Genomic DNA, 16,522 nt, shown 5'->3' with positions numbered 1-16,522 from the left:
AGAGACAACATGAAAAAACTGGGAATACAATTTTTGAGTATTTTGCTTATTGTTGCGACTTTAACAGGTTGTTCAAGCAATAAACCAAAAGATGAAACGGCAGTTGTAGATCAAAAAGAAACTGTAATGCTTTTTGATGAGTCTAAAACTTATGAAAACGAAAAGTTAGAGTCAGGAAAAATAGTTGCGCAAGATGTAACAATTAAAAATACAACATTCGAACAAGACTTAATCATTGATAAGCAAGTTGGAGAAGGAAATGTATTTCTTGATGGTGTAGAAATAAAAGGACAATTAATTGTTAATGGTGGAGGAGAGAACTCTGTTCATATTGATAATAGTAAAGTTAACTCTATTTCGAGTAATCGACCTGATGGGAAAGTGCGTATTATCGTTTCTGAAAACACATCAGTGGATAACCTAGAAATCGCAAGTGAAACTAAACTCGAAGTACAAGGTGAAATTAAAAATCTTTCATTAACATCTTCTTCAACAGGAAGTGTTGTTGAAATAAAAGAAAATGCACAAATAAAAAAAGTTGATCTAAATGCAACTGTTGAATTATCATCAAAGGCACCAATTGGGCAACTCGATATTAAAGCTGCAAGTAAAGTAAATCTTGAAGCACCTGTAACTACAGTGACTGTTTCTTCAAATGCACAAAATACAGCTATCACTTTGGGAAAAGATGCAGTGGTAGGTAGCTTGGCAACTGAGACTAAAGTAGATGTTTCAGGTGATGGAAAATTACAAACAGTATTAACAACAGATAAAACAAATGTTACAGGTAATATAAAAGCAGATACAACCACAGTAAGTACGAATCCTATTCAGGATACAAATAAAGAAGTTGCAGTGGCAACACCAACGCCTGTAGCAACGCAAACACCAAAACCTGCAACACCAAAACCAACAGTGGTACCTACACAAGCACCAACAGCAACACCAGAAACTTCTAATCCAACACCGGCACCAACAGCAACACCAATTCCTACATCAGCATGGGATGGTACAACTGTTGATAGCTCGTGGTATAACGATTCGACTAACTCATTTGTTATTAATAAGGCAGATCAACTTGCTGGTTTAGCACAACTTGTGAGTGATGGAAATAGTTTCGAAAATAAAATAATTACGCTGAATGCTAATATTGACTTAGCAAATTTTGAATGGACTCCAATTGGTAAAGGAGATACTAATTCTTTTAAAGGTATTTTTGATGGAAATAATTTAGTAATTAAAAATATAAATATTACGAAGTCACCTAGTGACGATGTAACAATTCCAACAGGTTTATTTAGTGTTGTTTCAAATGGAACTATAAAAAATTTGAATGTAGTAGGTAATGTTAGTGTAGATTCAAACGATTGTGCGGGATTAATTGCGGGAAAAATAACGAATACAAGTACAATTAGTAATTCAACAACTAGTGGTAGTGTAACTGCTAAAGAAGTTGGAGGAATTGCGGGGTTAAGTACAAAAGGATCAATTATTTTGAATTGTAGTAATGTTGCAATCGTAAATGGTACTGCAGGAAATACTGGAGGAATTGTTGGTCAATTTGTAGCAGCTAATCAGTCTGCAATTAAAAATTGTGTGAATAATGGAACAGTTAATGGAGTTACATCAACTGGCGGAATTGTTGGAAAAATGAGTCAAGAAGATGGTACCCCAAATGTTTATGCAATAGAAAATTGTATAAACAATGGTAGTGTAAATGGTGGTTTAACAGTTGGAGGAATAGCTGGAACTGGACATTTTTCAAGTAGAACACCAAATATAATTCAATTCAACGCAATTGTAAATAGTACAAATAACGGACGTGTGTATTCAAACTTTAGCAGCAATAGTCCAACAAGTGTTGGAGGAATAGCGGGAGAATATACAGGGCAAATAATTCAAACTGTCAATAATGGTGAAGTAACTAGCGAATCCATTTATAATGGTGTAGGTAAAGGAGCTGCTGGTGGAATTATTGGTCGAGGTAGAAGCAATGAAGATTTTGTGGATGGAGAATATTATGGAATTGTTCTAACTGACTGTATAAATAATGGAAGTGTTAAAGGAACTTGGGATAATATTACTGGGTTTGCAGGTATAGTTGCAGAAGGTAGTTATATTGGTACTTCTTCATCAGAAGTAGTTATTAATAATTTTGTTGAACAAACTGGATTAAGATTAATTGGATTAACTACAAACGGAGGAAGCTATTCTCTAACGATAAATGGTAGAAATAATCAAGAAATAAAGAATCCACTATATATTGCAAGTAAAGAAATTACTATTAATAATTGTATTATCACAGAATTAAATAATGATTATGGTAATGCTGGTCGAGAATATACATCAGCTAGCAAAATGTTAGTTAATTTTTCTGGAAGTAATACAAAAATTTTGAAATATAACAATACAACAGCGGAAAGCCTTAAACTAATATTATTAGAGAATTCGTTCTTTATTGATGAAATTACAGGTAAATATTCAGTTGATAGCATCAATTCGAAGATTATGATAAATGATCAAATTTTAAACTTTGATACAACCTATCCTGGCTATGGAGATTATTACTTTGAAGGAATTGGTGAAATTGATTGGAATGCTATGGAATCTATTGTTGTTAAGGTTAACCCGCAAATTGGTAGTGATACAACATATAAACTGTATACAATGAATGAACCTCAATCTATTTATAATTTTTCTAATGATACTACGATTGTTCCAAAACAATCATTAAATGGACAAAATAAATTGATTGTAGAATTAAAAAATCCAAATGGAAAGACAACAAGTTATAAAATTATATTAAAGAAAAATGGAAGTTTACCAAAACCTGATTTAGGCGTAGTAGGTACTTTCGTAAATCAAAGAAATACAAATGAAGTAATTCAAATTAAGTATGAAGATGAAAATTATAAAGTGGCAGTAAGTGACAATAATTTTGGTGATTTGAGAATTGATGAAATTGAATATAATGCTGATGGAAGTATAAAACAAGAAACTCTTAATCGGTATATTGGGGGTTATTCAAATAATGTATATTTTACTTTGCGAGAAGATAATACTCTTGAAATTACTAAAAAGAGTAATGATCAATATCCAAATGTTCAAGTTGGAGATGTATACTCCTTATTGGATACAAATCCAGTGACTATTTCGAATTTTGAAGTTGAATATCGTCGTGGAGAAAACGTAATTGTTCGATTTACACTTGATAAAGGATTTACTTTTGATAATTATAATAGTCAGCTAACAAGTATTGACATGGTTAGTGAACAATATACTAATTTGCTTTCAAGCAGTGATTCAAATGTAGTACAAAATGCTGCAAAACTAATAGGTAATGATATTATTTTGACATATTACTATAAACAAGGAGATGTTAGCTACCCGTTAACAACTGGCAATAATAACCCACTAGTTAAAAATAAACTTTGGGGTGGTTATCTTGCAGATATGGATGGAAACTATTTAGGTGATACAAATGGAACCAACATTGGATATTCTTTACCTAATGGAAGTTCATCATGGCAAACTTGGACAAATCCAAGTACTGTTCAGCCAGTGGGTTGGTTGGATACTGTAGATAAACTATATGTTGATATTATCGTTATTTATAATGGGCAAATCACAAAAGAAACACAAAGTATCGATATTCCATTGGAAAATGATCGTATAAGTTTAGATATTACAGAACATAAATTAAATGTAAATGAAACTGTTCAACTAACGCTTACAAAGCCGCAATCAAATAATAATTTAATTGTGTGGTCATCTTCAAATGAAAATATTGCAACAGTTGACCAAAATGGTTTGGTGAGCGCAAAAGCAAAAGGAAAAGCAACAATTTCTGCAACGCATCGAGGTGTGACAAAAACTGCAATTATTGAAGTTACAGAATCCGCACCTGGATTTAATGCAACTGTAGATTCTTGGGGTGAGGAAGAAGAAGTTGTACTGGAAGTGAAATCTTTACAACCTAGCACAGTACCAACTGATCTTGATTTAGTACCTGAAGAAAATAGTGAACAAACTGATGAAAATAAAGAAACAGATTTAATTGAAACAACACAGGAATCGGAAACTCAAATTAATGAAACAGATTTGAATTTTTAAAGTGTAATTGTAAAAGAGAGTTTGCCAAGCAAGCTCTCTTAAAAGTATACGCAACACAAAAAAGTTGTGCAGTTGATGATGTGCTATTTGAGTGTTAAGTAAAGTGAAAAGGGGAAAGAAAATGAAAAAATTATTTACATTGGTATTGTGTTTGGGGATGGGGTTGAGTTTGCTAAGTGGCTGTACAACGAAAAAAGATGAAAAAGCAAACAATGAGAAAACGTCAGAAATGATTTATGATGAGTCCAAATCCTATGAAGAAACAGGTTCGTTTGATACAGGAACAATTACTGCTTCAGAAGTTACACTTAAAAATGTTAATTTCAAAGGTGATTTAATTATCGATGAAAAGGTTGGAGAAGGAAACGTCACTTTAGATAATGTTTCAATACAAGGGAAATTAATTGTAAAGGGTGGTGGACTTAATTCAATCCATGTTAATAATTGTGTTATTAATGAAATTGAAGCGAATAAAGTAAACAATCCAGTACGTATAGTCGTTTCAGAAAACACCAAAGTTAATCAAGTAACGGTAATGCAAAATTCTAATATCGAAGTTAATGGTGAGGTAAATTCCATTAATGTTAAAGATACAAGTAGTGGTAGCAATGTAATGGTGCAACCTAATGCAAAGGTATCCACTATTGAGGTAAATGCTCCCACAAGTTTACATGTTCAATCACCTATTGGCGAATTGAGTTTGAAAGCACAAAGTACAGTGAAAATAGAAGCATCTATTGATATTGTTAAGGTTTCAGCAAATGCGAAAAATACTGATTTAACAATATCGAAAGATGTTGTTGTTAATAGTTTAGCAACAGAAACAAAAGTAGGTTTATCAGGCGAGGGAAAAGTCACATCAGTTTTAACAACTGATTCAACACATATTACTGGGGACATCAAACCAGATAGCATAGTTGTGAGTGCTAATCCAATTCAAGATGTTACAAATAATCCTATAAGTACACCAACACCTACTGCTTCTGCAACACCAACGGTAGCACCAAAACCTACAATAACTCCTACTGTGGTGCCAACAGCTACCCCAACTCCGGAAGTACCAGCGTCAACACCGAATCCAACGACACCACCAGTTGATACTGCGTGGGATGGACAAACAATAGATACTAGTTGGTATAGTGAAAGTTCAACTACTTATACGATTACAACAGGTGCACAATTTGCCGGTTTTGGAAAACTTGTTAATGATGGAATTACATTTGAAGGTAAAACTGTCAACTTAGGATCAGATATAAATTTAAATAAGAAAGAGTGGACACCGATTGGGTATCGCTATGCAAAAGGTGGAGCTACGTTGGATGGTCAAGATGCAGGTTCAAACTATAAAGACTATTGGTTTTATTACCGTACATTCCTAGGAACATTAAATGGTAATAATCATACAATTAGTGGTTTGAAATGTTATAACAATGGAGATACAGTCAATGATGGTTCTGCGCTTTTTGGTGCATTGGGTAAGGCTACTATTAAAAATGTGAAGTTTTCAAATTTTGAAATTACGGGTGAAAGTCGTGTAGCGGTTGTTGCGGCATATAGTTTTGGTGGTTCAACATTTGAAAATATTGAACTTATTGATGGAACGGTAAAAGCAGGTATTGTGTATAGTGATGAGTCATGGGCGGCTGGCGGAATTGTTGGGCAAATGTGGAATTATCGCCATTACAATATTGCCAATAATAATGCAGTATATAGTTTTATTGATTGTAAAGTTGGTTCTAATGTAAGTATTCAAGGGCAATCAAATGTAGGTGGTATTTGGGGAAGTATTGTTGAAGCTACATCAAAATTCTCAGGGTCTTCAACGATTGATAAAAATCAATTTCCATATTGGGAAAAAGATAACGTGATTAATACAAGTGGATATGATTCAACCGTATTTGTTAAAGATTGTTCAAATCAAGGAACAGTAAATGCTACTTTAGTTAATGCTGGTAGTTTAGCAGGATGGGCAAGTGTTGCTGAAGTCAAAATTGAATCTTTTGAAAATACTGGAACAGTAATTATAAAAGATAAAGAAATTGAAAATCCAAAAATTATTAGTGGAAGTACTGTTGTAGAAACTGTGCCATTCTATATGTCAGATAAATCGGCAGAAGTCATAGTACAAACTAAGCAACAGTTGGAACAAGCGTTAGCAAACAAAAAAAACAGCATAAAAGTAAGAGGTATTATTGGTTCAGATCAAGACTATAAAGTATATTCGATTAATGCAGCAACAACAATTCAAGGTGAAACAGGAAGCGAAGTTTATGGTTCATTTATCTTAAATGCAGATGGAATAAAAATTAGCGATTTGGAAATTCACAATCAAGGCTATTTAAATGAAACAACACCGTTGCTAGGGAAGGCGGCTATTTGGGCTATTTCCAATCAATTCACATTAGAAAATAACACACTTGTTTCTAATTCGAATAAACAACTTTCAGGATTAGTTTCAAATGGAGTTGTAGTGTATGCAGGAACTGATAAAGCAACTAACGTTGTAATTAATAATAATACAATTATTGGCTATCAGCATGAGAATGAAGATTGGTCTAGTTCAGGAATTATTGTTACTGCAGGTCTAGGATTTTTAGATGGCATGAATAACAAAAAAGGAGCTACTAAAACAGTTAATTTGACTTTGGATTATGCAACTTTAGCAAAATCAAATAGTTACCAAAATTGTGCCAATGATTTTATTTACTCTGATTATGGACATAATACAGGTTGGAATACTTATCGATACTATTATGGATCAAATGAAACAGGTTTATTAGGTGGCTTACAATATGCTTTCCCAGATGAGGCAATTATTGAAATGGCAACCAAGAATTATAGTTTTAATGAATCAAACACACATGAAGATGGTGAGAACATATTTGTTGTAAAAGCAAATAGCGAGTTGATCATTCCAAGTGAAGCAAGTGTTAGAATTGAAGATGACACAGAACTTATTATCGAAGTTGATGCTAAACTAACGGGTAATGTTACATATGGTAAGGTAAATGATAAAAATATAAATTTACCATGGAATGGTACAGATATTGATGTAAATTGGTATGATGTAAATGAAGAAGTATACATACTTAGAAATGCCAAGGAGTTAGCTGGTTTAGCTCAACTCGTAAATAATGGAAATACATTCCAAGGAAAGACAGTCAAATTATCAAATGATATTGACTTGAGTAATCTCAATTGGACACCAATAGGAACAACTGAGAAACATTTTATGGGTACATTTGATGGAAACAATAAAGTAATATCTAATTTAACATGTTCAAACGAAAATTCTGATTTGGGAACTGGTTTGTTTGGAAATATGATTACACCAGGAGTAATTAAAAACGTTACAATAAATAATGCAATCTTAACTGGTAAAGCAAATGTAGGTGCAATAATTGGTAGTTATTCTACAGGTGATATCGATAATTGTGCTGTGCAAGGGCATATTGAAATTGTTGGTAACTACAAAGTAGGTGGATTGGGTGGTCAAGGTTATGGTTCAGTTAGCAATAGTAGAGTTGATGTTGATTCTTCAAGTTTTGTAAGAGGTATATATCTAGCTGCAAACTTTGAAGGTGATAATGTAGGCGGATTAGTTGGATTTACAGGGGAATTAAATAGCTCTACTTATATGATTATTAATTGTTCTTCAAATGTAAATGTTGAAGGAACACGTAAAGTAGGTGGCTTAGTTGGGTTTCTAAGCAGAGGAGTAGGTGTTAAAGATAGTTCATCAACAGGAAATGTAAGCTCTAATGCATTGGAAGACTACATAACTGCTAATAATATTTCTATCGGAGGCTTAATTGGTGAAGTTCTAGGAACAAATGAAATCTTCACTATTCTTGAAAACTGTTCAGCAACAGGCACCGTTACAGGACCAAGTGCTGATAAAGTAGGTGCATTAGTAGGCTTTTTGAGAGATGATGCAACAATAGTTCAATTGATTAATTGCACGTGGACTGTGAACTCGCTTTCTGAAATTGGAAATGGACATAAGATTGAAGGAACGGATAAGTATACTAGAGTTAGTTCTGACATATCCCAAACAACGAATCTTGATATGAATAACGAAGTTACATTACCAGTAGCTGATGAAGAAGAAAAAGAACTGGGTGAAAGCATAATTCCAGAACCAGTTCCATCTGAAGAACCAGTTACTACAGAAACTCCAGTTTCTTCTGAAACATCTATTGAATCAGAAATAGAGATAAAAGAATAAAGATATTAATGTAAGTGGATAACGAGTGTTATTCACTTTTTTCTTTGTGTATTGGACATAATTATGCGATTATACAGGGATAATTCAAGAAAATGAGTAGTTTTTATAAAGATATGAAATATTTGAACTTTTACTGTTGACAAGCAATAGTGAAATGAACTAAAATAATAAGGCTTAGCGACTACTAAAGTTTCCTGCATGGAAACTATTATTTATGCTAATGTACGGCACGCTTGGAAGTGTGTGCTTAGAATTCGAAAGGAGAACTATTAATGCCAACAATTAATCAGTTAGTACGTAAAGGTCGTACAAATAAAGTTTGGAAATCTAAATCTCCAGCTTTAAACAAAGGTTACAACTCTTTAAAGAGCACTTCAACAGATTTATCTAGTCCTCAAAAGAGAGGGGTTTGTACTCGTGTAGGGACAATGACTCCTAAAAAGCCTAACTCAGCTCTTCGTAAATACGCTCGTGTGCGTTTGAGCAATGGAATGGAAGTTACAGCTTACATCCCAGGAATCGGACACAATTTACAAGAACATAGTGTGGTTATGATCCGTGGAGGTCGTATTAAAGACTTACCAGGGGTTCGTTATCACATTATCCGCGGAACTTTGGACTGTGCTGGTGTAACTGGACGTAATCAATCTCGTTCATTATACGGTACTAAAAAGCCAAAGGCTGCTAAATAGGATAGGAGGTAATTAGAATGCCAAGAAAAGGTTATATAGCAAAAAGAGATGTTCTTGCAGATCCTATCTACAATTCAAAATTAGTTACTCGTTTAATCAATAAGATTATGTTAGACGGAAAAAGAGGAGTTGCTCAAACAATTCTTTATAACGCATTTGATATTGTAGAAGAAAAAACTGGACAACAACCAATGGAAGTTTTTGAAAAAGCATTAGCTAACGTAATGCCACTTCTTGAACTTAAAGTTCGTCGTGTAGGTGGTGCTAACTACCAAGTTCCAGTAGAAGTTTCTGCTGAAAGAAAATTAACACTAGGTCTTCGTTGGGTCGTTAACTATTCTCGTTTAAGAAATGAGAAAACAATGGAACAACGTTTAGCAAATGAAATTATTGATGCTGCAAACGGTACAGGAGCTTCAGTTAAGAAGAAAGATGATACTCACAGAATGGCTGACGCGAATAAAGCATTCGCTCACTATCGCTGGTAGTAGAGAGGAAATACAGTTATGGCACGTGAATTTGATTTACTACATACAAGAAATATCGGTATCATGGCTCACATCGATGCTGGTAAGACTACTACTACAGAGCGTATCCTTTACTATACAGGGAAAACTCACAAAATTGGGGAAACTCATGATGGAGCTTCTCAAATGGACTGGATGGCTCAAGAACAAGAACGTGGTATTACAATCACTTCCGCAGCTACAACTGCATCATGGAAGGGTTACCGTGTAAACATTATCGATACTCCAGGTCACGTAGACTTCACAGTTGAAGTTGAACGTTCACTTCGTGTATTAGATGGTGCTGTTACAGTTCTTGACTCAAAAGCTGGGGTAGAACCTCAAACTGAAACAGTTTGGAGACAAGCTACAACTTATAAAGTACCACGTATCGTTTATTGTAATAAAATGGATGCGACTGGTGCTGACTTCTTAATGTCAGTTAACTCAATTGGAAATCGTTTAGGAGCTAAAGGTGCTGCTATTCAAATGCCAATCGGTGCTGAAAATACATTTAGAGGAATTATTGATTTAATCGAACGTAAACAATATATGTATAAAAATGATTTGGGTACAGACATTGAAGTTACTGAAATCGCTGATGAATTCAAAGACCAAGCAGAAGAGCTTCGTGCTACACTATGCGAAATGGTTGCTGACTTCGATGATGATGTAATGATGAAAGTACTTGAAGGTGAAGAACCTACAATTGAAGAAATCAAACGTGCAATCCGTACAGGAGTTCTTGCATCTGAATTCTTCCCAGTATTGTGTGGATCTTCATATAAGAACAAAGGGGTTCAATTAATGTTGGATGCTGTTCTTGAATATCTTCCTTCACCTTTAGATATTCCTTCAATTCAAGGGATTACTGAAGATGGGAAAGAAGAAGCAAGACATGCTGATGATTCTGAACCATTCTCTGCATTAGCATTTAAAGTTATGACTGACCCATTTGTAGGTCGTTTAACTTACTTCCGTGTGTACTCAGGTACTGCATCATCTGGAAGTTATGTATTAAATGCTACAAAAGATACTCGTGAACGTTTTGGGCGTTTAGTTCAAATGCATGCAAACCACCGTGCTGAAATTGAAGAAGTTTATGCTGGTGATATTGCTGCTGCTGTAGGATTAAAAGCTACTACTACAGGAGATACACTATGTGATGAAAAGGCTCCAATTATTCTTGAATCAATGGTGTTCCCTGAACCAGTTATCCAAATGTCAGTTGAGCCTAAAACAAAAGCTGACTCTGATAAAATGGGTCTTGCTCTTGCAAAACTTGCTGAAGAAGATCCAACATTCAAAACATACACTGATGAAGAAACAGGACAAACAATCATTGCTGGTATGGGTGAACTTCACTTAGATATCATTGTTGATCGTATGCGCCGTGAATTCAAAGTTGACGCAAATGTTGGTGCTCCACAAGTTGCTTACCGTGAAACAATTCGTGGTACAGCAGAGTGTGAAGGTAAATTCGTTCGTCAATCAGGTGGGCGTGGACAATACGGACATGTTTGGATTCGTTTTGAACCGAATGAAGAAGGTAAAGGTTTTGAGTGGATTGATGCTATCGTTGGAGGAACAGTTCCAAGAGAATATATCAAACCAGCTCATGATGGATTGGAAGCTGCACTAAACAATGGTTTAGTTGCTGGTTACCCAGTTGTAGATATTAAGGCTACATTATTTGACGGATCTTATCATGATGTCGATTCATCTGAAATGGCATATAAGATTGCAGCAAGTATGGCACTTAAAGAAGCAGCTAAAAAATGTAAACCAGTTATTCTTGAACCAATCATGACAGTTGATGTAACTGCTCCTGCTGAATATTTAGGTTCAGTAATGGGTGATATTACAAAACGTCGTGGACAAATCCGTGACCAAGAAGAAATTGGAAATGCGATTAAAGTAAAAGCATTTGTACCACTTTCTGAAATGTTCGGATATTCTACAGATCTTCGTTCATTTACACAAGGTCGTGGAAACTATGTAATGCAAACTGATCACTACTCAGAAGTGCCTAAGAGCATTGCAGAAGGTATCGCTAAGAAAAACGCTAAAGATTAGTTTAAAATATTGCATTATTTGAGTGTTTATCTTAAAATGTATTTGGTTATACACATAAAAAATTAGGAGGAATTTGCACAATGGCAAAACAAAAATTTGACAGAAGTAAAGAACACGTTAATATTGGTACTATTGGACACGTTGACCATGGTAAAACAACATTAACTGCTGCTATTACTAACTACCTTGCAAAATCAGGTAAGGCTGAAGCTCGCGCTTACGACCAAATCGATGGAGCACCAGAAGAAAAAGAACGTGGTATTACAATTAATACTTCTCACGTTGAGTACGAAACAGATGCACGTCACTATGCACACGTTGACTGCCCAGGCCATGCTGACTATATCAAAAACATGATCACTGGAGCTGCTCAAATGGATGGATCAATCCTAGTAGTTGCTGCAACTGATGGACCAATGCCTCAAACTCGTGAACATATCTTACTTGCTCGTCAAGTAGGTGTTCCAAGAATGGTTGTATTCTTGAACAAATGCGACATGGTTGAAGATGAAGAATTAATCGACCTTGTTGAAATGGAAGTTCGTGAACTTCTAAGTGCTTACGGTTTCGAAGGTGATGATACACCAGTTATCCGTGGTTCTGCATTAAAATCTCTTGAAGGAAATGCTGATTGGGAAGCAAAAGTTGCTGAATTAATGGATGCAGTTGACTCTTGGATTCCAACTCCAACTCATGAAACAGACAAACCATTCTTAATGGCTGTTGAAGATGTATTCACAATTACAGGTCGTGGTACAGTTGCTACTGGACGTGTTGAACGTGGACACTTAAACCTTAACGAAGAAGTTGAAATCGTTGGTATTCATGATACTAAGAAATCAGTTGTTACTGGTATCGAAATGTTCCGTAAATTATTAGACTATGCTGAAGCAGGAGACAACATTGGTGCATTATTACGTGGTGTTTCTCGTGATGAAATCGAACGTGGACAATGTCTAGCTAAACCTGGATCAGTTACTCCACATACAGCTTTCAAAGCTCAAGTATACGTATTAACTAAAGAAGAAGGTGGACGTCATACACCATTCGTAACTAACTACCGTCCTCAATTCTATTTCCGTACAACTGACGTAACAGGAGTTGTTAAACTTCCTGAAGGTACTGAAATGGTTATGCCTGGAGACAACATCGAAATGATCGTTGAATTAATCGCTCCAATCGCTGTTGAACAAGGAACTAAGTTCTCTATCCGTGAAGGTGGAAGAACTGTAGGTTCTGGTAACGTTACAGAAATCATTAAATAAGTTTAGCTTATTAAATAATTAAAGCACATTGCAAAATGTGCTTTTTTTCTTGTGTTTTTGAGTATAATTTTATAAAATGGTTAAGCAAACTAAACTAAAGGAGTATAAATAGAATGATTAAAGATTCTTTGAAGAATTATATATATGAAGTAACATTAAATGAATTGCATTTATTGAATCATATGGAAGAGTGGAATATTAGTTATAACTCTTTACTTTATTTAGATTTAATTAACTTAACACCAAATTGTACAGGGAGTTATCTTGCGGAGAAGTTATGTGTGTCTAAGGCAGCTGTTACATTAAAACTAAATGAATTATTAAAACAAGATTTAGTGATTAAAAGACAAAGTAGTGAAGATCGTAGAGTTTATTATGTAGAGGTGAGTTCTCGGTGTAGAGTTTACTATAAACTTGTTGAGAAAGCGATGTCGCATGCAATTTCAAATGTAAAAAGAAAGTATAGTGAAAAGGAGATTGGAATATTTTGCAATATCTTAGATGATATGCGCAATGATTATATTCAAGAAATGGAAAATGAAAAATAGTTTAGGAAAAGATTTCACATTGATGTCACTTTTAAAGTTTACTGGACCACCAATAGTTATGATGGTTTTCTTGGCTTTGTATACGATGATTGATGGGGTATTTGTATCGAATTTAATTAATGAGTATGCCTTATCTGCAATTAACATTGTTTATCCAATACCTAGTATTGTTGTGGGTATTGCGATTATGATTGGTACAGGTGGCAGTGCAATCATTGCGAAAAACATGGGCGAGAACAAAATAATGGATGCAAAACAGAATTTTAGCCTTATTTGCTTGTTTGGACTAGTTTTGGGAGTTCTTTTAGTCATTTTTGGACTCTTATTCATCGATGAGATAATTCTTCTATTAGGGGCTACAGAAGCGTTATTTGGATATTGCAAAGATTACTTGATGATTCTAGCCATTGGTACTCCATTGGCGATATTTCAAATGATTTTCCAAAGTTTCTTTGTAACAGCAGGTAAACCAAATTTAGGTTTAATAACAACACTACTTGGTGGTGTTGCAAACATTGTTTTAGACTATGTTTTTATCGCTATTTTTAATTGGGGTATTGGTGGTGCAGCATTTGCAACAGTCATTGGTTATTCAATACCAGCAATTTATGGTGTATATTATTTCATGATAAAAAAAGAAACAATCCTTCATTTTGAAAAACCAGTATTTAGAAAAGATGTCTTATTAACAACTTGTTCAAATGGTTCATCTGAAATGGTGAGCAATCTATCCATCTCTGTAACAACATTTTTATTTAATATGATGATGCTTAGATACATGGGTGAAACAGGTGTTGCAGCAATCACGATCGTTTTGTATGCGCAATTCCTATTAACATCAATTTTCTTAGGATATTCTCAAGGAGTAGCACCAATATTCAGTTACAACTATGGAGAAAGAAATCGAGCGAAAATAAAAAAGTATTTCAAAATGAGTATACTTCTTGTTTCTATATTCTCTGTACTTATGGTTCTACTATCCAATGGATTTGAAGATATTATCATTTCTATTTTTGCAAAACAAGGATCTGAAGTATTTAAGATTGCGAAGCATGGTTTTCCAATATTCTCAATTAGTTTTATCTTCGTAGGTTTCAATATCTTTGCTTCAGCATTGTTTACATCATTATCTAATGGAAAGATATCAGCACTTATATCATTTGTAAGAACATTCCTATTCTTAATTGCATCACTTTTATTGCTACCAAATATTATTGGTATTGAAGGGATTTGGTTAGCGGTACCTGTTGCAGAATTTTTGGGTATAATTCTTTCTATTATTTGTCTTTATCGTTCTAAAGATGAGTATGGTTATTTGTAATTTATGAAATTTCACGTATAATATCCAAGAGGTATAAATATGAAAAATATAAAAGCAATCGTATTTGATTTTGATGGAACACTTTCATTAAGATCACATGCTGCCTATGATAAATATAGACATGATATAAAAATCTTATTTCCAGAAGTGGATGATACATCAATTGAATTTGAAGCAATTGTACAAAATTGTATGACGTGGGACCAATATGGTACAGTATCAAAAAGATTCGTGTTTGATCAATTGGCGAAAACATACAAACTAGACATTGAAGTCACAAATGACTTGGCTAGTAAGTGGTTAGATAATTTCCATGAATATCAAGTGTTACGAGAAGGTGTCGTGGAGACTTTAAAAGAATTGAAGAAACACTATAAAATAGGTTGTATCACCAACGGTGATTCAAAAGGACAACATAGTAAATTAGATTATACAGATTTAAAACAATACTTTGATTCTGTGATCGTTTCAGGTGATTTTGGGATTCATAAGCCAGACCCTAGAATATTTATGGAATCATGCAAGCAATTAAATGTATTACCTGAAGAGATGATTTATGTAGGGGATACTTTCTATGCAGATGTATATGGTGCAACACTTGCGGACTGTACACCTGTTTGGTTATGGCCAGACAAGGAAAGACCATGCAATACAGATGTACACCGAATTTATAGTTTCACAGAAATTATTAAAAAAATAGAAGAAATAAAAAATCAAGTAGATTAATTTAGCATGTATATGAAGTAAATTGGTGCTTTGTAAATGGATATTAAAACTCATGGTTAGTGATACATAAACGCAATAATTTAAAAAGAATGATATTTCAAATTACTTACTTTTTATACTTACAAGAAAAGAAAAATTTATTATAAATATCTCTATATATTTACAAAAATAAAATTATAAGTTATATAAAACAAAATAAGAAAGGAAAATACAAAATGAAGAAAAATAAAAAGACAAAAGTGATATTCATCACTGTTGTCGCAATACTAGGGCTTCTATTTGGATTGTTTTTTTCTCCAATTGGGAAACTATTTAACTATTTTATAAAGTAAATAATCTCCAGCCACCACCACCAGTTCCGCCAAAACCACAGCCAGATGAGCCACTGATGTAGTTACCATTCTTATCAAAATTCATTGAACATCCGTACATATTTTTTCCTTTTCCAAGAGCATAATTAACCGCTTTTGTAATAGCGGATGCAACAATGTCAGATGGAGTAGTTCCAGTTGCAGCTTTAAAAACTCCATTAATGATTTCGCCAGCTAGCCAACCTCCTAAAAATACAAGTATTGCACCTACACCTCTAGGTTCAATTTGAAAACTTGTGGAGTTGTCAATATTCATAGGAATTGTATTCATTACAACAAATCTTTTGTAATTAGTATCCACAATTTTCTCGTGCTCTTCAGCAAAGACACTAGGATTTGAGAAACACAATATCAATGCAAAAGAACAAATGATAGAAATTATTTTTTTCATAATGTCTCCTTTTCTTTGATAAAGTAGGTACCTCTTTATGACTATATCCTAGTTCTAAGTTTGAATTTTTTGTAGTCTTTTTATTTATATTTGGCTATGATAAAATTAAATAGATAGAAACATTTGCAATTTTGATTGATTAGATAAAGTTTTGAGCTGAGTATATATAAATTGAAATTTAATAAGAATGCAACTGAAAAGAATGAAAATATGAGTAGCGACAAAATTCTCTAAGTAATTGCATATAAATGTTAATAATTAGGTTATATTTTACTAAAAAGTAAG

The 16,522-nt window shown here is 33.8% G+C and carries 10 protein-coding genes; 9 read left to right on the top strand and 1 reads right to left on the bottom strand.

What is annotated here, in order from left to right; translation table 11 throughout:
• Positions 1–9 precede the first annotated feature (9 nt).
• From B5D14_RS01765 to B5D14_RS01725, 9 genes are all read left to right on the top strand, one after another.
• Positions 10–4,113 (top strand): Ig-like domain-containing protein, encoded by a 4,104-nt coding sequence (locus B5D14_RS01765; RefSeq protein ID WP_078710864.1) that lies wholly within the window; start codon positions 10–12, stop codon positions 4,111–4,113.
• 121 nt (positions 4,114–4,234) lie between these two features.
• On the top strand, positions 4,235–8,341 hold the full coding sequence (locus B5D14_RS01760; RefSeq protein WP_078710863.1) for a GLUG motif-containing protein: 4,107 nt from the start codon (positions 4,235–4,237) through the stop codon (positions 8,339–8,341).
• Between the two features lie 272 nt (positions 8,342–8,613).
• Positions 8,614–9,033 carry a 30S ribosomal protein S12 gene (gene rpsL, locus B5D14_RS01755; protein WP_078710862.1) on the top strand — a complete coding sequence of 140 codons (420 nt, stop codon included), beginning with the start codon at positions 8,614–8,616 and terminating at the stop codon, positions 9,031–9,033.
• Between the two features lie 17 nt (positions 9,034–9,050).
• Entirely contained in the window at positions 9,051–9,521 is a 471-nt protein-coding gene (gene rpsG, locus B5D14_RS01750) for a 30S ribosomal protein S7 (protein ID WP_078710861.1), read from the top strand.
• Positions 9,522–9,539: 18 nt separating this feature from the next.
• Positions 9,540–11,615: an elongation factor G gene (gene fusA, locus B5D14_RS01745; protein ID WP_078710860.1), complete on the top strand. Its 2,076-nt coding sequence runs from the start codon at positions 9,540–9,542 to the stop codon at positions 11,613–11,615.
• Positions 11,616–11,695: 80 nt separating this feature from the next.
• Positions 11,696–12,880, top strand: coding sequence for an elongation factor Tu (gene tuf / locus B5D14_RS01740; protein ID WP_078710859.1), 1,185 nt, complete (start codon positions 11,696–11,698; stop codon positions 12,878–12,880).
• 113 nt (positions 12,881–12,993) lie between these two features.
• Positions 12,994–13,428: a MarR family transcriptional regulator gene (locus tag B5D14_RS01735; RefSeq protein ID WP_078710858.1), complete on the top strand. Its 435-nt coding sequence runs from the start codon at positions 12,994–12,996 to the stop codon at positions 13,426–13,428.
• On the top strand, positions 13,418–14,749 hold the full coding sequence (locus B5D14_RS01730; RefSeq protein WP_078711125.1) for an MATE family efflux transporter: 1,332 nt from the start codon (positions 13,418–13,420) through the stop codon (positions 14,747–14,749). Before B5D14_RS01735 ends, B5D14_RS01730 begins: the two co-directional genes overlap by 11 nt.
• Positions 14,750–14,788: 39 nt before the next feature.
• A complete protein-coding gene (locus B5D14_RS01725; RefSeq protein WP_078710857.1) occupies positions 14,789–15,475 on the top strand; it encodes an HAD family hydrolase in 687 nt (228 codons plus the stop codon).
• 321 nt (positions 15,476–15,796) lie between these two features.
• Here the strand turns inward: B5D14_RS01725 and B5D14_RS01720 are convergent, their stop codons facing one another.
• Positions 15,797–16,237, bottom strand: a complete 441-nt coding sequence (locus B5D14_RS01720; protein ID WP_078710856.1) for a hypothetical protein — start codon at positions 16,235–16,237, stop codon at positions 15,797–15,799.
• Between the last annotated feature and the right edge of the window lie 285 nt (positions 16,238–16,522).

It is taken from the genome of Anaerorhabdus furcosa (assembly GCF_900167375.1).
In the GTDB taxonomy this organism is placed as follows: domain Bacteria; phylum Bacillota_I; class Bacilli_A; order Erysipelotrichales; family Erysipelotrichaceae; genus Anaerorhabdus; species Anaerorhabdus furcosa.
The sequence above is the reverse complement of the archived record's forward strand: the minus strand, read 5'-3'. Positions and strand labels throughout refer to the sequence as shown.